Raw genomic sequence first — 24,703 nt, forward strand, 5'->3', positions numbered from 1 at the left:
AGGTTCCCATGTCACTCGCCTCAGTAGTCATCGTCGGTGCTGGCCAAGCCGGCTTCCAGGTTGCAGCCTCACTGCGCCAGGAGGGATACGACGGAAGCATCACCCTGATCGGCGACGAGCCCGGCCTGCCCTACCAGCGCCCACCGCTGTCCAAGGCCTACCTGCTCGGTAAGATCAACGAGAACGCCCTGCTGTTCCGTCCAACCGAGTTCTTCACCACCCAACGCATCGAGCTGATCCACGACCAGGCGACGGCCATCGACCGGCAGAACCGCCGAGTCCTGCTCGCCTCCGGCGAGGCGGCCGTCTACGATCACTTGGTATTAGCCACCGGCGCACACAACCGTCCGCTGCCAGTACCCGGTGCCGAGTTGCAGGGCGTATTTGGCGTCAAGACCAAGCAGGATGCCGATGCCCTCGCCCCCCTGGTGAAGGAGGTACGCAACGTGGTGGTGGTCGGCGCCGGCTTCATCGGCCTGGAATTCGCCGCGGTCGCCGCCGAATTGGGCGCCAGTGTGCACGTGCTGGAGCTCGGCGATCGGCCGATGGCGCGTGCTGTGTCGACGGAGATGTCCCAACTGTTCCGCCAGGCGCACGAGGCCTGGGGGGTGAAGTTTGACTTCCGCCAGGGTCTGACCCGCATCGAAGGTGACAATGGCAAGGTAAGCGCGGTGGAAACCTCGGACGGCCGCAAACTACCGGCCGACCTGGTGGTCTTTGGCATCGGCGTGATCCCCAACACCCAACTAGCTAACGAAGCGGGCCTAGCCATCGAGAACGGCATTCGTGTGGACGCCAACCTGCTGAGTTCCGACCCGCACATCTCCGCTATCGGCGACGTCGCCTGCTTCCCCTGCCTGCAGAATGGCGAGCGTCCGACCCGCCTCGAATCCGTGCAGAACGCCGCCGACCAGGCACGTAACGTGGCCGCCCGCTTGCTCGGCAAACCGGCCCCGTACAGTGCGCTGCCCTGGTTCTGGACCGACCAAGGCAACCTCAAGCTGCAGATCGCCGGACTTTCCACCAGCTACGACAGCACCGTCACCCTCGGCTCACCGGAGACCCACCAGCTCTCCGTTCTGTGCTTCCGCAACGACCAGTTGATCGCGGTGGAGTCCTGCAACCGCCCAGGGGATCACATGGCTGCGCGCAAGATCCTCTCTCGCCCACCCAAGCTGACCGCTGCCGAGGCCGCCGCCGAGGGCTTCGAGCTCAAGGCTTGGGAAGCCGCCAACCGCGACTGACCACCCGAGGCCGCGCCCGCTCTCGGACGCGGCCACCGCCCGGGCGCCGGGCGCCCTGCCCCCTGTCGTTACCCGCCTCGCCAACTCCGGCGCCAACTCCGCGTCCGCACAAGGCGACATGCCATGAACGCCCGCAGCCAATCGCTCCCCACCAGCCTGTCGATCATCTCGATCGTCTGCTTCAATTTCGTCTCCTTCATCAGCAACGGACTGCCGCTGGCCGTGCTGCCCGGCCATGTGCTGAACACCTTGGGTTTCGGCAGCGCGGTGGCCGGACTGGTGATCGGCACGCAATACCTGACGACCCTGCTGTCGCGTCCACTGGCTGGCCAGCTTGCCGACCGCTTTGGCGCCAATCGCACGGTGATGGCGGGGCTGGCCGTGCTGACGAGCAGCGGCCTGCTGACGGCGCTGGCGATCGTCCTTCCGACTTCCCCCTGGGTCAGCCTGGCGCTACTGATAGCCGGGCGGATCCTCCAGGGCCTCTCTTCGGCCCTGATCTCCACCCCCTGCTGCACTTGGGCAATCGGCCTGCACGGCACGGCACGCACTGCGCAGGTCATGTCCTGGAACGGCATCGCCGCCTATGGCGGCACCGCCATTGGCGCACCACTCGGGGTACTGATACGGGATCACCTGGGGCTCGCCGGCATCGGAATCAGCATCACCCTGCTCGGCTTCCTGTCCCTGCTGTTCGCCCAGACTCGTCGCCCCGCACCCTTGCTCTCGGGCGTGCGGCTGCCGTTCCGCAGCGTGTTCCTCGCCGTGCTGCCCAACGGCCTGGCCGTAGCCTGCAGTTCGGTGGGCTTCGGCAGTCTGACTGCCTTCATCGCCCTGTACTTCGACAATCTGGGCTGGGCCAACGCGGCCTACTGCCTGAGCGCCTTCGGCGTCGCCTTCATCTTCGCCAGACTGGCCTCGCCCAGTGCACTATCCCGCTTTGGCGGCTACCCAGTGGTCGCGGCCTGCATGGCGGTGCAGACCCTCGGCCTGCTACTCGTCTGGCTGGCACCCTCGCCCCTGGTGGCGATCCTTGGCTCGGCGCTGACCGGTCTGGGCGTTTCCTGGGTCTATCCGGGGCTGGCGGTGGAAACCCTGGCGCGCACGCCGCAGGCCAATCGCAACTCGGCCCTAAGCACGCTTTCGTTGTTCTTCGACCTAGCGGTGGGGCTGGCTGGCCCGTTGATGGGGTTGGCGGTTTCAGGCTTCGGCCTGGCGCAAGTATTCCTTTGCTCCGCCCTGCTGTCGGCCGTCGGCCTGCTACTGGTGCTGAATCTCCAGCGGCAGCCACGCCGGAGACTGGGGGAATAACGGAACAATTGCCAATGTACTGTCCAATTGTTTCCCAGACAGGCCACTCGGTTGCTCGACGTCAAAAAACTATCTGGTGCCTGGGCGAACGGTAGCTAACCGCCGTACAAACAGAGCGCGACCGTCGTCGCGCCCCACGTTCCCACTCACGCCTTGATGAAGTAACGCACCCACAGCCTGCCGTTCTGGAAACGGTACAGCTCGATGGTCTCTATACCACCGCTGCCGTCGCGGAGTGCATTGCGATGGTGGCAGGCGGCCTCCTCACCGTTGATGATGGTTTCCTTGACCTCCACGCGGAAACGCGGCTGCTGGTTTTCCCACATGCCTTCCAGGATCTGCCACGGGTCGGTCGGCAAGGCACGACCGACGTACTCAATGCTCAGGCCGGCGGGCGACATCTGGCGGTAATGCTCGAAGAACCCCTCCTTGTCACCGTTGTTCCAGCATTCGATCTGGCCATGCAGGAAATGCTCGATGGCTTCTTGCGCACTCATTGATTTCTCCTCTGTTTCCATGGGCGAGTCAGTCCCGCCGGATTTGTGCACACCCGCTTAGGTGGGCTGTTGTTGGGCCACAACCGCCGCTGTCGGCTGCAACCAGAGCAGCATCGACGGGCCGATGATGGAACAGGCCAGGCAGCACAGCAGCACCGCCGAATAATTGCCGTAGGCCTCGTAGAGATAGCCGAAGAACACCGGCATCAGCCCCGAGACGATGGTGATCAGCGCCAGGTGCAGGCCGAAGATCCGCGCGTACTCGCGCAGCCCGAAATAACGCGCCATGAGAAACGCCGCCAGGTCGAACTCCGCGCCAGCGCTGGCGCCGATGCATAGGGTGGCTAGCACCAGCAGCGCCGTGCTCTGCACGTCACCGTACAGAAAGATCGCACAACCGATGGCTGGCAGCGCCAGACTGATCACTGCAACAAGGATCGGTGGGTAGCGGTCCAGCAGATAACCCACCAGCAAGCGCCCGGCGATAATGGAAACGCCGAAGCTGCTGAAAATCTGACTTGCCGCCTGGGCGGAAAGCCCCTTTCCCTGCAGCATCGGCACGATATTGGTAACCATGCCGACGGTCAGACACACCGAGAGGATTAGGGCAACGTTGAAGCTCCAGTAGACTGGCGAGCGCAGCGCCTGGCGGAAGCTGAAACCATCCATCTGCGATACCGTCTCGCTCCCCGCTGGTGATTCCGGCCCGACCTCGCTCGGCAGGCGCATCCACAGCAATGCCATCGGCAAGGTGAACAGCAACGGCAGCGCCGCCAGGGTGAAAAAGCCCGCCTGCCAGCCGAACAGGGCGATCAGCCTGGCCAGCAGTGGCGGCAACACCACCGCCATCAGCCCGGTGCCGCAGAGAATGGCCGCCAGGGCCAGGCCACGGTTGCGCTCGAACCACAGGTTGACCAGTTGCGTCCAGGTAATGGCAATGGTGCCCGCGCAAACCAGCGGCATGGCGAAGAACGCCAGGTACAACCAGCCGATGGAATGCTCGATCCGGGTGATCGCCGCATAGCCGATCACCTGCAGCATGATCGACACGATTGCCACCCGCCGCGGGCCGAAACGGCGGTACAGCGGACCGACAAGTTGGGTGGAGATCGCCACGCCAGCGAACAGGAAGGTGATCGACGCCTGCAGTGCACCACGGCTCCAGCCAAAGGCCTGTTCGAGGGGAATCACCAGGGTGCCGAAGCCGTAGAGCAGGCCCACGCTGATGCTGGTGCAGATGCCGACGAGGCCCAGTAGCAGAATGCGCCAGCCGCGCTTGAACTCGGCGAGGTCGATGGCGGCCCGCGGGCGCGAAGTGGATGTATCGGACATGCGAGGACTCCTATCTCGGCCCACCGTGCCAGTCGGGCCGTACAACCCGGGCTCAATGCCCCTTGAGAATTTCTTCGACCTTCGGCATGGCCACCATGGTGGCGCCCCCGTCAACCAGCAACGAGGTGCCGGTAATGTAGGAGGCCTCGTTGGAGGTCAGGAACAGCGCGGCGTCGGCGATATCGGTCGACTGCCCCAGACGTGGCACGGGGAAGTGCTCGGCCAGACGGTGTGGCACTTCCTCGCCCAGAGACTCGAACATATGGTCGGTGCCGATCAGCCCCGGCTCGATCACATTGACCAGGATGTTCAACGCGCCGAACTCTACGGCCAGCCCGCGGGCAAAGGCGTTCATGAACGCCTTGCTGGAACTGTAGGGAATCAGCGTTGGCGTGTACTTGCGATTGGCCTCACCGGAGGAGATGAAAATGACCCGTCCCTTGTCACTCGCCCTAGAAAGGTAGGGGGCGCAATCCTTAGCGAGCCAGAACAGCGACTGGATATTACTGCGCACCAGATGATCGAAAGTGTCGTCCGCCATCTCGCTAATCAACCCACGCGCCGTATCGGCGGCGCAATGCACCAGGATGTCCAGTGCGCCGAAGCGTTCCATGCCACCCTCGACCATGGCCTTGACAGCCGCGCGGTCGGCGATGTCGCCGCCGACTAGATGGGCCTCGCCTCCCAGCGACGTGATCTGCGCGACGGTTTCCTCGCCATGACGTGGCGTGCGTGCGGACACTACCACTCTGGCCCCCTCCTGCGCATAGGCCAGGGCGATGGCGCGTCCCATGCCACGTCCGGCGCCGGTGACCAGCACCACCTTGTCTTTGAACCTCATTGCCTGCTTCCTCTGGTGTTGTTCTTGTTCGGAAGAACTCCCGCGGCAATCAAGCCGCGGGAAGCTCGTCAGGTTGGGTCAGAGATCCCGGCCCGGCACGTTACGCGCCGAACCGTTGCGCCGGTCCGACTCGCCCCAGCCCAGCCAGTGCGAGGGCTCGCGGGTATCACCCACCCGGCGCCAGCGCCCCTCCTGCTGCGCGGTGATCGGGAAGCCGCCGACGAAGTCAATCATTTCGCCCTTGGGGTCTGGGAGGAATTCCCACTCTTCCTTGCCGTCGAGAACGATCCGCGCCGACTCCAGGAAATAGCTGCCGTCCTTGTGCCGAGTCTGCCCTTCGATGTCGGTGGTGACGCGCACCTCGCCCTTGTCGTTGCTGAAGATCGCGTAGCCTAGGTGGTCATGGCCAACCATGAAGGAGCCGGCGTCCCAACTTCCGTCCTTGTACACGGTGACGAACGACCACCACAGGACATGCTTGTTGTTGTTGACCACCAGGTCCTTCTTGAAGTGGATCGCACCGCCCTCGGCCATGTAGAACTGGTCGAGCGCCATCGCCCCCTTCACCGGCCGGCCTTCGCAGACGCCGGCCAGCTCCCAGAGCTGCGACACATAGAAGGTGCCCCATTCCACCCCCGGCAGATACCACTGCAGGCCAGGGCCGAGCAGGCGGCCCTCCAGCTGGAACAATCCATCTTCCCGCCAGGTCAAGCGCTCGCTGTTGGCTGTGATCTCCCAGCTGTTGCCGGCCTCGCCGGGCTGGTTGGTCCAGCGCACAGTGTCGCCGTCTAGGGTCTGCACCGGCATCGGCGTCAGCGCCTGGAGAGCCATCTTCTCGTGGTCCATGCGCAGGTTGACGCCGTCGACATGGTTGTTCAGGTAGAAGAACTTGGTTGGATTCGGCGTGCCGCCCGGGGCCAACAGAGAACGCACGAACGAATAGATGTTGCCCTCCTCGTCACGCACCGAGCCGAACGGCGCGGACTTGCTCAGTTGCAGCCCAAAGAAGCCGCGACTGCCGCCCATCGCAGCGCCGGTGACCTGGTGCGGGCCGACCAGTTGCTGGAAGCCGAAGTCGCCGCGTTCTGGAATCGTTTTGAAAGCTTTCATGAAAATCGTCTCTTGTCGTTATTGTCGAAATGCACGCAAGGCAAGGGATATTGATGCTCAGTCCCAGATCACCGGGAGCGACGAGGTGCCACGCAACTGCGCGCCCTCGATTACAGGAGCAGGTTGTGTCGGGTCGAGGCGGATATTGGGGAACAAGTCGAGGATGGCGTTGATAGAGCAGTTAATCTCGACCTTGGCGATAAACTGGCCGATGCACATGTGCGGGCCGAAACCGAAGCCGAAGGAAGGCTTGAGCTTGCGGTCGATGTCGAACACCTCGGGATTCTCGAAGGCATCCTCGTCCCGATTAGCGGACACCACCATGCACTGCACGAAGGAGCCCTTCGGAATCTTCACGCCGTGGAACTCTACGTCCCTTGCCGTCTCACGCACCTTGAAGGTAGCCACCGGCTCGTAGCGGGTGGTTTCGTCCATCAGCTTGGGTATCAGAGAGCGATCAGCCTTGACTCGCTCCAACAGTCCCGGTGTGGTGAGTAGCAGAGCCATCACCGAGCCGAACATCCGCGTGGTGGTTTCACCAGCAGCGGGTAGTAACGAACGGGTGAATGTGATCACCTCGTGATCGTCCAGGGTGCGACCTTCGAATTCGGCACGTAGCAGACGACCAATCACGTCGTCGCCTTGACTACCCTCGGCGCGGCGGCGCACCACGACTTCCTGGATAGCGTCATACAGCCCCTTCACCGCGATGCCGGCCCGCTTACGCGCGTCCTCCATCTTCGCTGGATCGATCTGGTTGCCACCGACCATAGCCAGCGCCCAGGCAGCGTACTGCTTGTATTTCGAGGGGTCGTCGGAGGGGAATCCCATCAGGGCGTACATGATGCGGATCGGCAGTTCCAGACCGAACTCCATCAGGTCGGCCTTCTTCTGCGGTACCAGCGGCTTGAGGAACTCCTCACGGATCAGCTCGTCGATCTGCCCACGCCACTTGTTCACGCTCTCAGGCATGAAGGCCGGTTGCAGCAGTGCGCGCACCTTGCGGTGGGGCTCACCGTCCATGGCCAGGATCACCAAGCCGTCGAAGAAGGCGCCCAGGCCCTCGGCGATGAAACCACTAGTGAAAGTGTTGCCGTCGCGCAGCACAGCCATCACGTCTTGGTACTTGAACAGAGCGAAAGTAGGTCGGGTACCCTGCTGGACGCCAGCATTGGTGGGAACACCAAACTGAGCGATAAAGTCCCCTTCGTAAATCGGTGACTTCAGGCGCTGCTCACGGCATACGGCATGGATGTCCAGATTGGTACCACGATAGGTTTCGGAGACAGCGGAGTAGTTATTCTTGAGGTCCAGGGCGGAAGTGCTATTGGTGCTCATGAGATTCAACACTCTGTGGAATTGTTGTTGTTGGAAATCGAGTGACGCCGGCGCGAAGACAGGTCATCAGGATCGCGGTAGCGAGCGTGCGGCTGCGTTTTTCATTTGGAAACACGCCATTTCGCTCACCTCACTGCAAGGAACGGTATCCTTTCGGATCCACCGACTCGGGATACTAACGGGCTGCCCTGTTTCTGCGACCCGATTCGTTTTACCCAGGGTCAAACGAAGTACATCGACCCGTCGTTGTCATAAGGAGGCATGGGTGAAAACTGCCGTGCAGAATGAACCCGGAAAACGCAATACGATCCGCCGCCTGATCGAGGCGGCCCGCCAGGAATTCTCGGAGAAAGGCCTCTCCGGTGTACGCATGGAAGAGGTAGCCAGCGCGGCGGGGGTTACCAAGCAGTTGATTTACCACTACTACGGCTCCAAGGAGGGCCTGTTCGTAGCCGTGCTGGATGAGTGCTCGGAGCGGATCATGTCCGAACTGGTGGGGCTGGAAGTGGATGATCTTGCCCCCTCGGAAGCCATGCGCACCATGCTCAACCACTTCTTCGACCAGTACCGCGAGGACCCCCTGCTAGGTTCCCTGGCCCACGAGGGTATCCACTATCACAACAGCCACCAGACGCCGCGCAACCGCTTCCTGGAGATGGCGCCAGCGTTGATCGACAAGTTCGACAATATTCTGCGCCGCGGCGCCAAGAGCGGCGACTTCAAGCCCGACGTCAACTCTCGCCTGTTTCTCGCCACAGCTGCCTTGGTGACAACCGACTGGTTTACCAATCGCTATTCGATGTCCACTCTCGCCGGCCTGGATACCACCTCAGAGGAAGGCATGAATACCTGGCGGTCGTACTCGGCCGATTTCATCCTGGCCGGCATCACACTGCGACACGAATAGCTCGCCGACTGAAAATACATCTTGGCAGTCGAACTCCCGCCGTGCGGGAGCTCTGTCGGCAGACCTTGCCTCGTGCCCGTTACTGCCGGGCCTTGGCGAGGAAGCGCTTCACCCTATTGGCAGCCAAACGTCCAGCCATGCCATTGACCCCGCCTCCTGGGTGAATGCCGGCGCTGCCCAGATACAACCCTTCGACCGGCAGCGTGTCGCCACCGAGCCCATAGGCCGGACGCATGGCACTGGAGCGCATGGAGGTGGTGTCGATGTGCACCACGCAGCCGTTCACCGTGTTCAGGCGGGCGGTAAAGTCCGGTGCCGCCTCGATCCAGCGGCCGATGACGTGCCCCTGGATGCCCTCGACGTATTCGGACAACTGCTCGACCACCTGGTCGGCCACTCGCTCCCTGAGTGCGTCCCAGCCCTCGCGCGGGGCGACCGGCATCACCGGTGGGTAGATGTAGAGCACGTCCTGACCCGGCGGCGATTGCGAGGGGTCAACCGAGTTGGGCGCGACCATGGTGATGTACGGTAGGCGCGGCACTTCGCCACGGGAACTGGCAGCGAAGTTCTCCAGTACCGCCTCTTCCGTACCGATCATCAGGCAGGCCTTGCGCAGATCGACGCCGTCGCCCCTAGCCGCCTCGAAACGGGGCACGGAAATCTGCCCGTCAAGCGCTAGGTCGACCTTCAACGGCCCCGAGCCCCTGGCATTGGCCGGTGCCATGGCAATGCGGGTCAGCAGGTTCCTCGGCATTTCCCCGGCACTGACCATCTCCAGCGCGACCTTGGGGTGACAGCCGGCGATGACCGCGCGCGCCGTGAACTCACGCCCGTCGACCAGCCTGACACCTCGGACCTTACCTTGACTGGCGAGGATTTCACCGACGCGGGCCGAGGTCATAACGTGGCCACCCAACTCCTCCAAGCGAGCACGCATGGCATTGCTGAGCTGCTGCATGCCACCGATCACCCGGCCGACACCGAAGCGGTGGAGGAAACCAAGCAGGGCGTAATAAATGCCGCCACCGTCGGCGCTAATGTCACCGGCCAATCCGGTCAGCGCGCACATGGCGGAAATGGTCACCGGGTGCTCGAAGCGCTCCCGCGCGGCCTGATGGGCGGAGCCAGTCATAAGGGCCATCAGCTCGGGCTTCAGCTTGCGGTGCTTGAGCGCGGTGCCCACCACCTTCAGCTTGGTCATGAGGTTGGTCCGCGCCGGATCGACCCGCATCATCGGCAAGGCAATGTCGAGGAACAGATCGATGACCTTCATGAACTCGAGGAACACGTCGGCGTCTTTCGCGCTGTAGCGACGGATTTCCGCAGCCGTCCGTTGCCGATCGCGCCAAAACACTAGCGAGGTACCGTCGGGATGCAGGTAGACGTAGCCCGGCGACAGCTCGATCGACTTGAAACCATGCCGCTCGAGCTCCAACTCACGGGGCACATGGGCATGCACGCGCATGGACATCATATCCATCGCGCAGGGGTGCACTAGATGCTGGGGCGCCTCGGGAATTAGGTAGCCCGATGAAGCCATGCCACCTATCTTGTCCAGCGCCTCGAGCACCAGCACCTTCTTGCCATCCATCCCCAGATAGCAGCCGGCCGACAGACCATTGGTCCCGCCGCCGACGATTATCACATCGTAATCCGTGTTGTAGTTGTTCATGACTTGATTGTTCTTGTTCGTCGCTGTTTATGGTGAGTCCCTGACGGCCCGGCATACCTGCTGCCGAGCAGCTACGCCTTGCTTGAAAGCAGGCAGCGCTTCGGCCCCAGGCCATGCCAGCCGCTCTGGAAGCCCGCCGGGAATGCCACGCTAGCAATAACCGCCGGCGAACAGTTGGGTATCCGTTTTACCGCCGGTAAAAGAAATCGCCACACGCCGGCCTTGCGCCGTATAGCGAAGCATGCGCAGAAACAATCAAGACACTTTTTAATTTTTTGTCTAAAATCACACAAAACCTCCCCCTGGCAACGTGCCACGGTCGACGACGCGACGACGGAAGGCTTCCCTTGATTTCCCCTGCCACGGCAAGACTCCTGCCCATCCTGCTTGCCGGCCTGGCAATGCTGGGTCCGTTCACCATCAACATCTACATGCCCTCCTTCGCGCAGATGAAGGCGGTGTTTGACGTGACGGACATCGAGCTGCAGATCACCCTGTCCCTGTATTTCGCCGCCTTCGCCTTCATGTCGCTCTGGCATGGCGCAATCTCCGACAGCCTGGGACGGCGACCGGTAGTGATAGTCGGCTTGGTGGTGTTCGCGCTGGCATCCGCAGGCGCCGCTGCCGCAACTCGCATCGAGCAGATCTATGTCTGCCGCGTATTGCAAGGCGTCTCCGCTGGAGCCGGCATTGTGATCGGCCGAGCGGTGATTCGGGACCTGTACGAAGGCGCAGCAGCCCAGCGTCTATATGCACTGGTGATCATGTTGTTCGCGCTGGCACCAGCTATAGGGCCGATCGTAGGTGGCTGGCTTCAGGTCCACGCCGGTTGGCGCGCAAGCTTCGGATTCTTGGCAATGTTCAGCACTACATTGCTGGTCCTGGTGATTGCTTTCCTTCCAGAAACACTCCCGCCGTCGAAACGACATTTATTTTCAGGCCACGCTTTGCTGATTGGCTATCGGCAGGTGTTGGCTAACAAACCCTTTGTCCTTTGGGCGATGACCTTTGCCTTGATGTTCGCAGGCTTTTTCATTTACGTGCTGTCTGCACCCGTATTCCTGATGCGACATTTAGGGTTAGCAGAAACCGACTTCATCTGGCTCTTCGGCCCCGCCACTGCAGGAATGATGCTGGGCTCATTTCTGGCCGGCCGGTACGCGACGCGGTTTCCGACTGGCTTCTGCATTGTCACAGGGTTCGCCATTATGGGATTGGGCAGCCTCTGGAACCTTACTGTCAGCTATCTCGCACCTGCAGCATTCGGATGGTATCTACCCTATCTATTCATCTACACACTCGGCATGACGCTGATCCAACCCACCATCACGCTGCTAGGACTAGATTGCGTACCAGATCGGCGTGGCCTGGGCTCTTCATTGCAATTGTTCACCCAGACCGCTTTCAACGCAGTTTTGTCGGCGCTCATCGCCCCCCTCTTCTGGCACACACCACTGATGCTTGCCACGGGTGCGGCACTCGCCTTGGTACTGTCGCTGGGGGGCTTCGCGCTTGCGTGGACACTGTCGGTCAAGCGAAATACAGAGTTCGATGAGAGCCTCAAGGGCAGAGGTTCACTCGCTACACCGATTGGTATCGACGGAAGAATTACCTGATTGATTCTAGCGCGCAGTCACTGCGTCCAGGGGCATTAGGACAGCGATCGTGGCGTCCTGAGATAGTTGCCAACCATAAAAGATACGGCCCGCAATTCGAACCGAATTGGTTACTAGTTGGGCATGTAGGGCAGACGATGTATCAATTGGATGCTTACTGACAGGAGCAGCAAAGGTGCAACTGGTAATGCGCTTGCCGCTTTTGGAGGCGTAGAGCACAGCGACTGCTGTGCCCCACATCCCTGACTCCCGCTCGCGCGCAGACAGGGCACAGTCCCTCCGAATGACCAGATTCGTCCTTGCTGAGGATTGTCACTGGCCTCGCCGACTACATCCCAGTACGGCCCATTTGCTCAAACAGTTTCCGCATTTCCACAAGCGAAGGCGTATGGCTGCTGAAGCCGCCGTCGGCCACAAGCGTTGTCCCGGTGACGAACGAAGACTCGTCGGACGCCAGAAAGGCCACCACGTCAGCAATCTGCCGTGGGGTACCGAGCTCCGGTGTACAGTGATTGTCGCGCATGATGTCCAGCAAGGCGTCCGGCAACGGGTGCTGCGGCGCCAATCCAATCTGCACGGCGTTACCACGAATACCACGCTTGCCGTATTGGGCTGCCACCAGCTTTGGCAGCATCATCAGCGCGGCCTTGGAAGTGGCATACCCCGACAACGACATATCACCCTGCATTCCTAGACCGGACGTGGCAAAGATCACTGAGCCTTTGCTCTGCTCAAGCATCACCGGAACTACATGCTTGGTGCAAAGCACTGCGCCGCGCAAGTTAACCGCAATTGCCCTATCCCATGCCGCCATGTCGAGGTTGCAGAGATCACGGTCGCGCTGACGCTGCTCGGCATCCAGCACCGCAGCGTTGTTGTGCAACACATCGATGCGACCGAATCGCTCCTTGACCCGCGCGACCATCGCATGCACGTCCTCTTCCGATGAAACATCGGTTCGGATACCCAGTGCCTGACTGCCTGCCGAGCGCAAAGATTCCGCCACTGACTCCGCAGCATCGCCGTTGATATCGACCACCGCGATACTAGCCCCGTGTGAGGCTAGTACCCGAGCGCATTCGGCGCCCAGACCGCCCCCGGAACCTGTGATGATTGCAACCCGCCCCGCAAGCTTTCCTGTACTCATGAAACTGCTCTCTTTCGTGACTTAACGGGAGTAAGTGCTATTCGCCGGTGAAACGCGGCTCACGGCGCTCGCTGAATGCTAGAGCAGCTTCCTTCACGTCCTTGGTCGGGGCCAGCAACGCGAACAGATCGAGCTCCAGGTTCAGACCACTTTTCAGATCCAGCTCTAAGGATGCGCGAGCCGCCTGCTTGACGAATGCAGAGGCCGCCGGTGGCTTATTGGCAATTCGCAAGGCGAAGGCAGCCACTTCGGAGAGAAGGGATTCCACGGAGCCGGCCAAGCGACTCACCAAGCCAATCTGCCGCGCCTCCGCGGCGTCCATCCGGTCACCAGTCAGGAGCATGTCCAGTGCCCGTCCAGGCGCAACAACTCGCGATAGGCGCTGAGTACCACCACCACCAGGAATCAGGCCAAGCCCGGTTTCTGGCAGTGCAAAGATTGCGTTCGGCGCGGCGAAGCGAATATCGCAGGCCAATGCCAGCTCCAGACCGCCCCCCATGCAGTACCCGTGGATCGCCGCGATGACGGGTTTGGCCATCGAATCCAGCGACTCGATCCAGCGTGAGCCTTCCATCCGCTGACGAACCTGCAGAGAAGATTCAACACCGCGACGCTCTTTGATATCGGCGCCTGCGCAGAACCCACGCTCCCCTTCCCCACGGATAACAATGACCCGCACCTGAGGATCTTTGTCGAGTTGTGCCAGCGCCTGAGGTACGCCCTGCCGGATGCTATCGTTGATCGCATTTATCTGCCCGGGTCGGGTTAGCACGATCCATCCAACGGCAGCGTCACGTTCAATGCGCACCGCTTCGTTGATGATCTGAGGAAGAGAATCGATAGCACTCATGCGGTGCACTCCTCAAACTCAAAGACCTGACCATCCAATTCTTTCGGATCGATCTTGATCAGCGGCCTCCCCCCAACCGCCTCGGACGACTCGATCCACTCAAAGGCAGTGCCACGCGCGCGCAGGTCCTCAGCCTTGGCGGCCAGATCGTTGACGCCGATGCGAATGTAGTACGGGCCCGGCCCCCAATTGTTCAGGTAGTGGCCAGCGTCAGTGTTCCAGTAGGTCGCTTCGATCACGTCGAGGGTCGCGCTGTTGGCCACCGTGAAGCCCATGCGCGCACGGCGATAGCCTTCTTCGCGCAGATGCTCCACCGGGCCGTTGGGCTCCCAGTCGAGGTTGGCGGAAACCTTGCGCAGAGTTTCATCCAGATCGCGTACCAGGAAGCCGCGGGCGGTCACCCGAACCATTCCACCTGGCGCCAGGTCGCGCGGCTGGGCCGGTGGCAGGGCGTAGGTTTCCGGAGGCATCTGCAGTGGCTCAGTCTCCATTATCTCGATGCACAGGCCACCATCGACCGAGGGCTGATAGTAGGGCTTCTCCGGCGTAGCACCGAGCCACAGGCGGTCGAACGGCATCTCCGGAGTACGCTGCGCCATGCGGAACGGCAGGCGGCGGCGCATCAACTTGTCCACCAGTACGGCAAACTTCTCACGATGCAGGGCAAGGACGATGGAGTGAGTGATCATCGGCCGGTGATGCCCCTGGTAGTCCTTGAGGCTTTCCAGGAAGTCGTGGAACAACGGATCACCGGGATTCGGTTTATCGAGGTGCCATTGAGGCTCAATGCGTGTCGGCGCCACAGCTAATGACTTATGCACACGCAGGAAGTGCGCGATGTAGGGATGGTTATCGAACGCCTGGCGCCAGCGCTCATGCTTGTAGACACCGAGCTTGTCTACCAGCTTCTCCGTCATCCCATCAGGATCCCGAACCATCATGTCGGCACTCATCAACAATTCGAACATCTGACTTCCCTCCAATTGCTAGCCACGGCACAAGCCCGACCGCTGGGATCGGCTGATGCCTTCGTCTGTACGTTGGTTTACTAATGTGCGGTGACCGCTTGGGTATTCACTCGCTTGCCCTGCTCCACAGAGCCTGCGACCTTCTCGCCTCGCGCAGCTTCAGGCGATGTTGCAGTGGTCTTGGGGTTGAGCAGGAAGTGTGACAATGCGGGAATCAGTACCAGCGCCCCGAGCATGTTCCAGAGGAACATGAAGGTCAGCAGTATTCCCATGTCGGCCTGGAACTTGATGGGCGACCAGGCCCAAGTGACGACGCCTGCGGCCATCGTCAAGCCTATGAGCGCCACAACCCTGCCCGTAAAATCGAGCGAGCGCCGGTAGGCCACGGCCAAGCTGCCGCCACGCTCCTGGACAGCCAACTGCACGCTGAGCAAATAGAGCGCGTAGTCGACGCCGACGCCAACGCCTACTGCAATTACTGGCAATGTGGCCACCTTCAAGCCAATACCTAGCCAGACCATCAGCGCCTTGCAGATGATTGTGGTCATAAGGAGCGGAATCAGTGCGACAACAGTGGCCCGCCAACTGCGGAAGGTCAGCAGGCAGAGCAGCGCCGTGGCACCGTATACCGCGAGATACATGGTGACGATGCCCTTCTCAACCTCAATGTTGGTCGCAGCCTCGATGCCGGCGTTACCGGCAGCCAGGAGGAACTCCAACGGCTGCTCAGATTCCGCGGCGGTATTGTGTTGCGCGGCGAAATCTTCGGTGACCTTGAGTACCCGGTTGAGCGTATCGGCCTTATGGTCCGCCAGATAGGCAATAAGCGGGGTCACTGAGCACTTCTGGTTAGTGATACCTGGTGCCGAAATCATTGCGGCATCCACCGACGAGTTGGTGATCGCCTGATCACGACTGATGGTCAGCCACTTACCACTACCCTCAGCCATCCCCGCAGTGATGAAGCGCACCGTTTCGGCAAGTGAGTTAGTGGTCTGTACACCCTCGGTCTGACGCAACTGCCAAGCCAGTTTGTCCATTGTTTGCAACGACTGGTAAAGACGGCAGCTGTCTTCGCTGGTTTTCATAATCACTACGAACTGGTCGCTGGAAAGCCCGTAGTGCGCGGTAATGTAAGCGTTATCACGGTTATAGCGTGATTCTGGGCGTAGCTCCGGAGCCCCCGGATCAAGGTCACCAACCTTGAGATCCAGCATGACCACGCTGCCAATCGCAGTAACACCCAGAGATAGTGCGATCACTGCTGTCGCCCAACGGCGCTCAGTAAACCGATCGAGACCATGCCAGACGTGCCCCAGGAAACCGCGATTCTCCTCGCCAGCGCGATCCTTCTCGATAGCGATACGCGCCGCCTTTTTGCTTACGCCGATATAGGAGAGCGCCACAGGAATCAACAGCAGCTTGGTGAAGATCAACACGGCCACACCAATGCTGGTTGTCAGCGCGAGATCACGAATCACCGGAATATCGATGATTACCAGAACCGCGAACCCAACGATGTTGCACAGCAGGGCCGTTAGCCCTGTGAGGAACAGGCGGCGGAAGGTATAGCGCGCGGCGACATACTTGTGTGTGCCGCGACCGATGTCCTGCAGGATCCCATTCATCTTCTGGGTGCCATGGGAAACACCTATGGCGAAGATCAGGAACGGCACCAAAATCGAGTAAGGGTCCAGTTCATAGCCGAGCAACTGCATCAGACCGAGCAACCAGACCACGCCTGCTACGGCAATGCCGACTAGCAGCAGAGTACTTCTCAGGCAGCGGGTATAGAGATAAACGAACACTGCGGCGATGATCACAGAAGCGCCGAAGAACAGCATGACGGCGTAGAGCCCGTCGATCAGATCACCAACCAGCTTGCTGAAACCGACGATGTGGATACCAATCTTGTCGCTCTCCATTGAGCGCAACTGTTCTTCAAGCTGCCTGGAGAATTCGCCATAGTTGAGCGGCTCCCCAGTCTGAGGGTTGGTATCTAGCAGGGGCGCGACGATCATGCTGGAGCGGCCGTCATTGGCCACTAGGCCTCCGATGATGCCGGCGCGAGCAATATTACGACGCAGGGCACTAATCGAGGCTTCGCTCCCGTCGTAGTCGGCAGGCATCACGGCACCACCCTCGACGCCCTCCTCCGTCACCTCTTTCCAGCGAACGATGGGCATCCACAGCGACTTCATCCACGACCGGTCGACGCCGGGAATTAGGTAGAGCGTGTCGTTGACTTTCTGTAAGGCGAGCAGGTAGTCCGGGTTGTAGATATCACCTTGCTTGTTCTCGACCACCACGCGAATGCTATTGCCCAGTCCCGGCAGCTCGCTCTTGTAGGCCAGATAGTTCTTGATGTAAGGGCTGGAGCTCGGAATCATCTTCTCGAAGCTGGCATTGACCTGCAGTCGAGTCGCGAAGAAACCGAGCACCACAGTAGCGAGCAAACAGGCAACGATCACCAGAATGCGGTTGTTAAAGATCACCCGTTCAAAGAACCCGCCGGACGACATGTCAAAGTCCTTGAGGTCCGGAACCACCGGCATTCCGCTGTTGTATTTCTGCTCTACCATTTCTTCATTCTCTTTGGAGGTCTGCGACGGCTGGCTCACTCTGCGCTGGTGATGTCGACAAGCTTGGCGCCGGAGAACTGAGTCACAACCAGCATGCCGGCCTCGCCGGAATAGCTTGCCGCGTAAATTTCGCCGATCTCTGCGGGCTGCAGCGAGGTGATACCGAGGTTGTGCTGATTGAGCGACACCATCTGTCCACCCTGGCTGACGACAAGCAACTCACCGCCCTGCTCCACAACATCGACGATGCTGGATTTCAGCCCGGTCTCGATCTTTTGCCAGTGCAGGGCGTTATCTCGACTGACAAATAAATTGCCGCGCAGGCCATACACCAACAGCAAGCCGTCGAAGGACCTGACGCCGAAATAGGTTCCTGTGTACGGGGTTTCCAGGGTCACGAAGCGCTGTGTCTGGGAATCAAGACGCATCAACAAACCCTGTTCCCCGCTGACATAGAAGACGCCTTCTCGCTCAGCCAGTCCGTACAGATGCATGCGTCGTTCGTTGGAGGTACGGTCGACCCAGGGTTCCCAGGTCGTACCAGCGTCCCGACTGTGCAAGATCATGCCGAATGCACCGACTACGAAGCCGTTGCCGTTATCATCGAACAGCACATCGAGGAAAGGAGCGGCCAACACATCGGGTGTTGCGGAAGTGCTCATCGCAAGATTGATTTCGCGAAGCATGTCGTCAGCTACTTGATCGCCTGCATTGGCGCGACGACCGTACTGATCCTGCAGCAGCGCAAGCACACTGCGCCCATCAAGTTGTACTTTCCAGCTGGCGCCGCCGTCGGCGGTATGTAGCAATACTGAATCGTGACCAACGACCCATCCATTCAACGCATCACTGAAACGCACCTGGACCAAATCGCTGGATACCGGACTGGGCACCTGCCGCCAGGACTTGCCACCATCTTCAGAACGTTGGATAAGACCGCGTGGCCCAACGCTGACCAAGGCTTTGCCAGCTCGAGCAATACCTATCACCGGCGCAGGCATGCGCGAATCAAGGATCTGCGCAGGCTCCCGTAACGAATCGGTGCCCGAGACTTGCTCAGCAAAGGCAGAAACAGGCAGCAGCAGTGAGAACAACAACGCTGTGCTGAACGATCGACGGGGCAATCCCACGATCGCACGACGGAGCAGCGAATGAATTACGTCAAGGCCCGGGCTAATCATTGTTTTTATCCTCAACCGCAGGGTGGGACGCAGCGGGCACTCAACGATGCGCCCTTGCGGCCCATTTCAGCTTACCTGCCCACACGGACCTCCCAGTCCGCGCGGGCAAGCAGCAGATATCAGCGCTGGGTTACCCGCGAGACAATCGCTTCCGGGTTCATCTCACGCTCGCTGTATGCCTTGCTGGAGAACCAGTAGCCACCCTTCAAAGCATCGTTAAGCAACGCCCACATCCCCTTGTTGAAGTCATACACAACGTTCTTCACGTTGTAGGGAATATTCTTGTCGTACAGCTGCACACCACTCAGGAAGATCGAACGATACAGCGCACCGCTCTTGTCCCAGGCGTCATACAGGCCGATGCCGAAAGTGTCTTCGTCCAGGTAGTAGGTGCGTTTGCTGTAGACGTGACGTTGACCCGGTTTGAGTGTGGCCTCGACCACCCAGACACGGTGCAGCTCCCAGCGCTCGCAAGCTGGATTGGCGTGGCTCTTTTGGAATTGCTCGTCCTGCTTGCAATCGAAGTAGAACTTGTAGGCGTTGTAGGGGATATACATTTCCTTACGGCCAATCAGCTTGTAGTCGAAGCGGGATTGGCTACCGGAGAACATCTGGAGCTCATCGAACAGAGTCACGCCACCCTGGCTGGCAACCGGGGTATCGAAGGCGAACTCAGGAGCCAGCTTGACCCTGCGTTGACCCGGGGTGTAGCTGAAAGAGCGCCGTGGCTTGGACGTCGGATCGAGGTAGTCATTCAAAACGATGACTTCTCCAGAGCGCCGCGCGGGAAAATTGTTCAGGGAGAACACACGGGCATACATCTGCGGATCACGATCAGACAGACTGACCTGGTAGTACGGGGTTTCCTCGAAGGTCGCCTGCTCCGCAGTCTTGGTTACCTGACCATTGCTGTCGATCACCCAACTGTTGGACGACTTGGTGGTGGAGTAACCGGGACCGATCTTGTATCGCAGCTGCTGATTCCAGATCACCTCGTTACCATTCTTGGGGATCGGGAACGGCAAGCCACCACGACAGGCTGGATCAACTGCCAAGCCGTCCTTCTGAATCTGGCAACCGGTAGCGTTGCGCAGAGTAGCCTCCACCACTTCCTGTGGATAGGCAGTGGTGCGGTGGCTCGGATAAACATCCATGTACCAGGTATCAGGATTCTTCTTCAGCAGCTCCTTCTGACCTTCACTCAGCTTGTCAGCGTACTGATCTGCATTCTTCGCATCGATCCGGAACAGGGGCTTCTCGTCCTTGAACGGATCAACCCAAAATCCGCTGTCCGGCTTGAAACCGGGCGGAGCCTGGCGGAGGCCGCCTTCGTAGGCAGGAATTGTCCCGTCTGCATTGCCGGCCTGGATAGCTCCCCAAGGCGTCAGCGATTTACCCAGTTCGGCAGCTTCTTCCGAACTGACAGCAGCAAAAGCACATACAGACAGTCCACTTAAGGCAAGGCTCAAAGCGAGTTGGAGTTTCATAGCCAGTCTCCGCTCTTGGAATTATTAAAAGGAGGTTTTGTAAGTGAAGGTCAGCCAGCCACGGTCTGTCCCTCCGACGTTGCCATTGCCGTTGACCATCCTGTCCCCGTTGGCATTGAGCACATTTTTTTCCTGTGCAGAAGTATCGGCGTAGCGCACGCTGAACTCATGCTCCTGCCGATAGGTCATCTTGGCTCCGACAGACCAGGAGAGAGCACCCTCGGCACCTCCACCAGCGCTCGCCGCGTTGCCATGCAGGCCGTAGTTCACGGTGAAGGGCACATCCAGAGTCCATGACGGCAGAATTTCCACGTACTGCGGCGTGTAGTTCACCGCAATGGCGTAGTAATCACGAGTCGAGCATCCATCGGACTTGTTGCCGGATCCAGGAATTCTGGGGGTCCGGAGATCCGTACAGCCGGCGAAGCCTTCGCCTTTGTACAGTTCTTCGTGAGAGGTCACTTTGTCCAAATGACTGTACGCGAACTCAGCCACCAGAGTGGCGTTGTCCGCAATGAAGTTGCGCGGTACGCCATATACAGCGTTCGCCACGAAATGAATGGTGTCACCACGCGGGCCTTCGTCATCCAGAAGGCTCACACCGGTGGCGTTGAGCGCACCGTCCTTTCGATACGAAAGCTCTGCCCCAACTGCGACAGTGGCAATGGCCCTGGAGAAGCTCAGACCATACAGCTTCACGTCACGGGGATAAACCAGCCGGTACTCACCCGCAGCCAAGTTGATCTGAGGGGAAAGCCAAGGTTGATAATCGTCGAACTGGCGATAGTAAGCACCGAACGTTGTCTCAATGGACTCCACATTCAGCTTGGCCATAAGGCCCCAGTTCTCACCGTCCCGGCCGCGCTTCGACGAGACATGATTGAGGTTGAAACCTGGAGCGGCCGGCAGTCGGTCAGGCCCCTCGAAGAACGGGTCGGCAGCACCGAAAAAGGTCCCCCCGTAAGGGAAACGAGTGTTATCCCATTCATAGAAATACTGAGCAGCGACAGACAACGAGTCGGTCACCTGGGCTTTGGCGGAAACCTGACCGATCGGCAAGAAGACTTCCTTGGTCTCGATACCAGGACTGGTAACTGCCTTAACCCCATCCGTCGGAGCCTGCGAATAGGAAACTGCGTGAGCCCCAAACAGTAGGCCTTCACCCCAGAACACTGCGTGGCGACCCGCCTTCAGGTTGACGGGAGTCGCACCGAGACTGAAGTTGGTCCAGAGAAACGCATCAAGGATCTCGCCAGAAGGGCCGTTGGTGTAGCGTGCCACCTCGGAGCTGTAGCGATCCCTGTTGTAGCTGGTTGAGAAGCCGGGAACGTTACTTTCCACGGAGTGGCTGTGATAGGCGTCGTCATACCAGCCGGCGGCACTGACACGTCCACCGAAATCCTGCCGATAGGACAAGTCGAGCTCGGTCAACAGATCGAGGCGATTGGTAACAATGTCGCCCTTATCGAACTTCCCGTCGGACTCATCGAAGTTCGGGTTGTTCATGATCTTCTTGTCCTGATCCTCCATTCGGAAGCCCAGGTTGTAGCGCACCGTATTGTCCCACCGCAGGCGCAGATCCGGATTTCCGACATCGAATTCCATCGCTGCGATCCCGCCACTGCAGCCCATGACTACAAGAGCCAAACTGCTGCGTACAAACGGCCAATCGCCTAGCTGTTTCATCACGTTCATTTGAGATCCTTTTATTTTTATTTTCAGATGCTTAAAAGGGAAAACCACTCCATTCCAGACCAGGCACGCCCAAGGAATGGATCGACCATCTGCACAGGAACTGAGAAACCGTTCCGTTTTGCGTGAAGCCTAGACTAGCCGATAAAACCCACCAATCCCAGATACAGATTGCAATTCCATATACAGAATCGTTACTGCCCTCCCCGTCCTTGTGCACTTCTGCTTGGGTACGCATGCATCCAAGCTGATGCGCGGCTCGACAAATTAAACACATTGCTGTTTTATGTTCAACACAAGCTTTCCCATGGCGACCGGGGGCGGCCAGCTTAGTGCCCGTGCCAAACCCGCATCAGCGCTGCCGTTGAGGTGGCGACCCCGTCTACTAGCAAGGAGAACGTATGAACATTGACCTCAGAGGGAAGCGAGTAATCGTAACTGGCGCTTCACGAGGCATCGGCCGAGCAATCGCTCAGGCTTTTGCTGCAGAAGGTGCGAGAGTGGCCATTTGCGCCCGGAGCGAAGACGCAATATCAGCGGAGGGGAAGTCCCTTGAAGGCTCCGCAATGGACGTCATCGCGCGCGCCGTTGACGTAACGGACACCACCGGGGTGAAAAGCTTCGTCGACGAAGTGGTAGAAGCCTGGGGTGGCGTCGATGTGCTCGTGAACAATGCAGGCCAAGGCAAGGGTGGCAACCTTGATACGTTGACGCCCGAGGACATTCTTGCCCACGCCAATATCCTGCAGATGGGCCACTTCCGCTTCGTTCAGGCGGTGGTCCCACACATGCGCGCACAGCGCTGGGGCAGGATCATCGAAATCAACGCTCTCGCCGGCAGCATCCCCACCCCGGACGGAATTCCCTCGGTGATCAACCGCGCTTCCTGCATCGCCCTCTCACGCTCGCTGGGCATGTCCCTGGCCAGGGACAATATCCTGGTTAACAGCCTGAACATGGGCTGGATCGACACCGGACAGTGGGACCGCCACTACAAGGAGATGCCCCCAGGCGTGAGCCGCGAGGAGTTCAACGAGATGGTACTCAAGGTGGTGCCGCTCGGCCGCTTCGGCAAGCCCGAGGACATCGCCGGCATGGCCCTGTTCCTGGCCAGTGAGTACGCCAGCTTCATCAGCGCCGCTTCCATTGACATCAGCGGCGGAATGGGCGGGCAGATCGCCTATTTCCCGACCCTAAAGCGCGATTTCGCGGAAGCCGCTCGCAAGCGCAACGAAAACGCTTGAGAGTGACCCTCCCCCTTTTCCCCAACCGCAAGGAGCAGAACGGCATGACCCAGACGATCTACGACATCCCGCTCAAGACCATCGAAGGCACTTCCCTGACGCTCGACCGCTTCAAGGGCAAGGTGCTGCTGGTGGTGAACGTCGCCTCCAAGTGCGGGCTCACCCCGCAGTACGAGGGCCTGGAGAAGCTCTACGAGGACAAGCGTGAAGCCGGGCTTGAGGTACTGGGGTTCCCGGCCAACGACTTCAGGGAGCAGGAGCCGGGTAGCGACGAGGAGATCAAGGCGTTCTGCAGCCTGAACTACGCCGTCCAGTTTCCCCTGTTCTCCAAGATCACGGTGACCGGCGAAGATCGCCACCCGCTGTACCGGCTGCTGACCAAGGCGCAACCGCACACCATCGGCGAAGGCCCGATGCGCGAGCGCCTCAAAGGCTACGGCATAGATCCCACGCCAGCACCGGCGGTGCTGTGGAACTTCGAGAAGTTCCTGGTCAGCCGTGACGGGCAGGTGATCGGTCGCTTCGCTCCAGACGTGGCGGCGGACGATCCCCGCCTGCTCCAGGCCGTCGAAGCCGAGCTGGAGAAGCACTAGGGGCATCCCGGGGAGCGCGCAACGCGCTCCTTTGCGGCTAAAGCCTCACCTATTGATAGGCCCTGCCGACCTCTCGGCGAGATTGAAACGCCGACGCCCCCTAGGAAGCACAGGCCATGATCAGGAATTGCCGGAACGCCTGGGCGGGCTCCGACAGGCTTGCGCCGGGGCGCCAGATCAGTCCGAGTTCCATGGACGGTATGGCGTCGGCCAGTGGACGTGCCTCGATCTTCTTGCCTTCCAGAGACCAGGCACGGTAGAGCATGTCGGAGAGAATGGTGACGCCGAAACCGTGGGCCACCAGGCCGCGCAGGGCCTCCATTGAGGAAGTGCGGAACGCCACGTCCGGCACCAGTCCGCGCGCATCCCAGTATCGGCTGGTGGATACGTCGCCCTCATCGACCGTCGCCAGGATGTAGGCATGCCTGGCAACATCCTCCAGGGTGACCGAGGTCGCCGTCATCAACGGATGCTGGCTGGCCAGCCAGAGCTGGCGCCGTGAGCGGATCAGCACATGGTGCTCGAAACGGGACAGGTCCGGGCTGTTGGAAATGATCGCCAGCCCCAGGTCGAGTCGGCCATCGGCCACCGCCGTCTCGATGCTCTCGCGATCCATATCGATCAGGTCGATCTCCACCTGCGGGTAACTGCGCTTGAAGCGCGCCAGCAGAGAAGGCAGGAAGTAGCCGAGCACTGTATACGAGGCGCCGACACGCACCTCGCCCTGCATTACATGGCTGAGGAACAGTGGTTCACTCAAGGCGTCCTGCAGAGTGTCGAGGATGTGCCGGGCGTGCTGGGCGAACTTGTGCCCCTCGGCGGTCAGCGCCACGCCATAGGGCAGGCGCTCGAACAGGCTGACGCCCAAGCTCTCTTCCAGTTGCAGGACCGCCGCGGTAATCGCCGACTGCGAAACATGCACCTTGAGCGCGGCCTGGGAGAACTGGCCAGCATCCGCCGCCGCCACGAAGTAACGGAGCTGACGCATGGAAATATCTTTGCCTTTCGCCATCTGCTTTTCTAATACCTGCCTCTTATTTTTATGAATCGCTTTCGCAATCGTGCTGGGTAAACTCGGGGACTCGTGGCGA

General features: G+C 60.1%; 20 protein-coding genes. 6 read left to right on the forward strand and 14 right to left on the reverse strand.

Annotation, left to right across the window (positions count from 1 at the left end):
* Positions 1 to 8 precede the first annotated feature (8 nt).
* Together KF707C_RS18965 and KF707C_RS18970 are read left to right on the forward strand one after the other, a co-directional pair.
* Entirely contained in the window at positions 9 to 1,244 is a 1,236-nt protein-coding gene (locus KF707C_RS18965) for an NAD(P)/FAD-dependent oxidoreductase (RefSeq protein WP_003454698.1), read from the forward strand.
* A 123-nt stretch (positions 1,245 to 1,367) separates the two neighbouring features.
* The gene (locus KF707C_RS18970; RefSeq protein ID WP_003454695.1) at positions 1,368 to 2,555 is read left to right on the forward strand and encodes an MFS transporter; all 1,188 of its coding nucleotides are present in this window, start codon (positions 1,368 to 1,370) and stop codon (positions 2,553 to 2,555) included.
* A 146-nt stretch (positions 2,556 to 2,701) separates the two neighbouring features.
* Here the strand turns inward: KF707C_RS18970 and KF707C_RS18975 are convergent, their stop codons facing one another.
* The 5 genes from KF707C_RS18975 to KF707C_RS18995 all read right to left on the reverse strand — a co-directional run bounded on the left by KF707C_RS18975 (position 2,702) and on the right by KF707C_RS18995 (position 7,673).
* Positions 2,702 to 3,052: a nuclear transport factor 2 family protein gene (locus KF707C_RS18975; protein WP_003454692.1), complete on the reverse strand. Its 351-nt coding sequence runs from the start codon at positions 3,050 to 3,052 to the stop codon at positions 2,702 to 2,704.
* Positions 3,053 to 3,109: 57 nt separating this feature from the next.
* Positions 3,110 to 4,384, reverse strand: a complete 1,275-nt coding sequence (locus KF707C_RS18980) for an MFS transporter (protein WP_003454690.1) — start codon at positions 4,382 to 4,384, stop codon at positions 3,110 to 3,112.
* A 52-nt stretch (positions 4,385 to 4,436) separates the two neighbouring features.
* Entirely contained in the window at positions 4,437 to 5,225 is a 789-nt protein-coding gene (locus KF707C_RS18985) for an SDR family NAD(P)-dependent oxidoreductase (protein ID WP_003454686.1), read from the reverse strand.
* 78 nt (positions 5,226 to 5,303) lie between these two features.
* The gene (locus tag KF707C_RS18990; protein ID WP_003454685.1) at positions 5,304 to 6,335 is read right to left on the reverse strand and encodes a hypothetical protein; all 1,032 of its coding nucleotides are present in this window, start codon (positions 6,333 to 6,335) and stop codon (positions 5,304 to 5,306) included.
* Positions 6,336 to 6,392: 57 nt separating this feature from the next.
* Entirely contained in the window at positions 6,393 to 7,673 is a 1,281-nt protein-coding gene (locus tag KF707C_RS18995; protein ID WP_003454684.1) for a cytochrome P450, read from the reverse strand.
* Between the two features lie 265 nt (positions 7,674 to 7,938).
* Between KF707C_RS18995 and KF707C_RS19000 the strand changes: the two genes are divergently transcribed.
* Entirely contained in the window at positions 7,939 to 8,580 is a 642-nt protein-coding gene (locus tag KF707C_RS19000; RefSeq protein WP_003454683.1) for a TetR/AcrR family transcriptional regulator, read from the forward strand.
* Positions 8,581 to 8,659: 79 nt separating this feature from the next.
* Here KF707C_RS19000 and KF707C_RS19005 read toward each other — a convergent pair whose 3' ends face one another.
* A complete protein-coding gene (locus KF707C_RS19005; RefSeq protein WP_003454682.1) occupies positions 8,660 to 10,252 on the reverse strand; it encodes a phytoene desaturase family protein in 1,593 nt (530 codons plus the stop codon).
* Positions 10,253 to 10,599: 347 nt separating this feature from the next.
* Here KF707C_RS19005 and KF707C_RS19010 point away from each other — a divergent pair, with 347 nt between their 5' ends.
* Positions 10,600 to 11,868, forward strand: coding sequence for a multidrug effflux MFS transporter (locus KF707C_RS19010; RefSeq protein WP_003454681.1), 1,269 nt, complete (start codon positions 10,600 to 10,602; stop codon positions 11,866 to 11,868).
* A 328-nt stretch (positions 11,869 to 12,196) separates the two neighbouring features.
* Here KF707C_RS19010 and KF707C_RS19015 read toward each other — a convergent pair whose 3' ends face one another.
* From KF707C_RS19015 to KF707C_RS19045, 7 genes are all read right to left on the reverse strand, one after another.
* Positions 12,197 to 13,015, reverse strand: coding sequence for an SDR family NAD(P)-dependent oxidoreductase (locus tag KF707C_RS19015; RefSeq protein ID WP_036993574.1), 819 nt, complete (start codon positions 13,013 to 13,015; stop codon positions 12,197 to 12,199).
* Between the two features lie 37 nt (positions 13,016 to 13,052).
* Entirely contained in the window at positions 13,053 to 13,865 is an 813-nt protein-coding gene (locus tag KF707C_RS19020) for an enoyl-CoA hydratase/isomerase family protein (RefSeq protein ID WP_003454679.1), read from the reverse strand.
* Positions 13,862 to 14,833 (reverse strand): VOC family protein, encoded by a 972-nt coding sequence (locus KF707C_RS19025; RefSeq protein WP_003454667.1) that lies wholly within the window; start codon positions 14,831 to 14,833, stop codon positions 13,862 to 13,864. Before KF707C_RS19025 ends, KF707C_RS19020 begins: the two co-directional genes overlap by 4 nt.
* Positions 14,834 to 14,913: 80 nt before the next feature.
* Positions 14,914 to 17,415: an efflux RND transporter permease subunit gene (locus KF707C_RS19030; RefSeq protein ID WP_003454666.1), complete on the reverse strand. Its 2,502-nt coding sequence runs from the start codon at positions 17,413 to 17,415 to the stop codon at positions 14,914 to 14,916.
* 35 nt (positions 17,416 to 17,450) lie between these two features.
* Positions 17,451 to 18,596, reverse strand: coding sequence for a WD40/YVTN/BNR-like repeat-containing protein (locus tag KF707C_RS19035; protein ID WP_003454662.1), 1,146 nt, complete (start codon positions 18,594 to 18,596; stop codon positions 17,451 to 17,453).
* Positions 18,597 to 18,715: 119 nt separating this feature from the next.
* Complete coding sequence (locus KF707C_RS19040) at positions 18,716 to 20,083, reverse strand: DUF1329 domain-containing protein (RefSeq protein WP_003454660.1); 1,368 nt, start codon at positions 20,081 to 20,083, stop codon at positions 18,716 to 18,718.
* Positions 20,084 to 20,107: 24 nt separating this feature from the next.
* On the reverse strand, positions 20,108 to 21,778 hold the full coding sequence (locus tag KF707C_RS19045) for a DUF1302 domain-containing protein (RefSeq protein WP_051050766.1): 1,671 nt from the start codon (positions 21,776 to 21,778) through the stop codon (positions 20,108 to 20,110).
* 398 nt (positions 21,779 to 22,176) lie between these two features.
* On the opposite strand from KF707C_RS19045, the gene KF707C_RS19050 reads away from it, so the two are divergent.
* Positions 22,177 to 23,019 (forward strand): SDR family oxidoreductase, encoded by an 843-nt coding sequence (locus KF707C_RS19050; protein ID WP_036993572.1) that lies wholly within the window; start codon positions 22,177 to 22,179, stop codon positions 23,017 to 23,019.
* A 44-nt stretch (positions 23,020 to 23,063) separates the two neighbouring features.
* A complete protein-coding gene (locus tag KF707C_RS19055; protein ID WP_003454651.1) occupies positions 23,064 to 23,612 on the forward strand; it encodes a glutathione peroxidase in 549 nt (182 codons plus the stop codon).
* A 100-nt stretch (positions 23,613 to 23,712) separates the two neighbouring features.
* Here KF707C_RS19055 and KF707C_RS19060 read toward each other — a convergent pair whose 3' ends face one another.
* Complete coding sequence (locus KF707C_RS19060; RefSeq protein WP_003454635.1) at positions 23,713 to 24,624, reverse strand: LysR family transcriptional regulator; 912 nt, start codon at positions 24,622 to 24,624, stop codon at positions 23,713 to 23,715.
* Positions 24,625 to 24,703 lie beyond the last annotated feature (79 nt).

Source organism: Pseudomonas furukawaii, assembly GCF_002355475.1.
GTDB classification, from domain to species: domain Bacteria; phylum Pseudomonadota; class Gammaproteobacteria; order Pseudomonadales; family Pseudomonadaceae; genus Metapseudomonas; species Metapseudomonas furukawaii.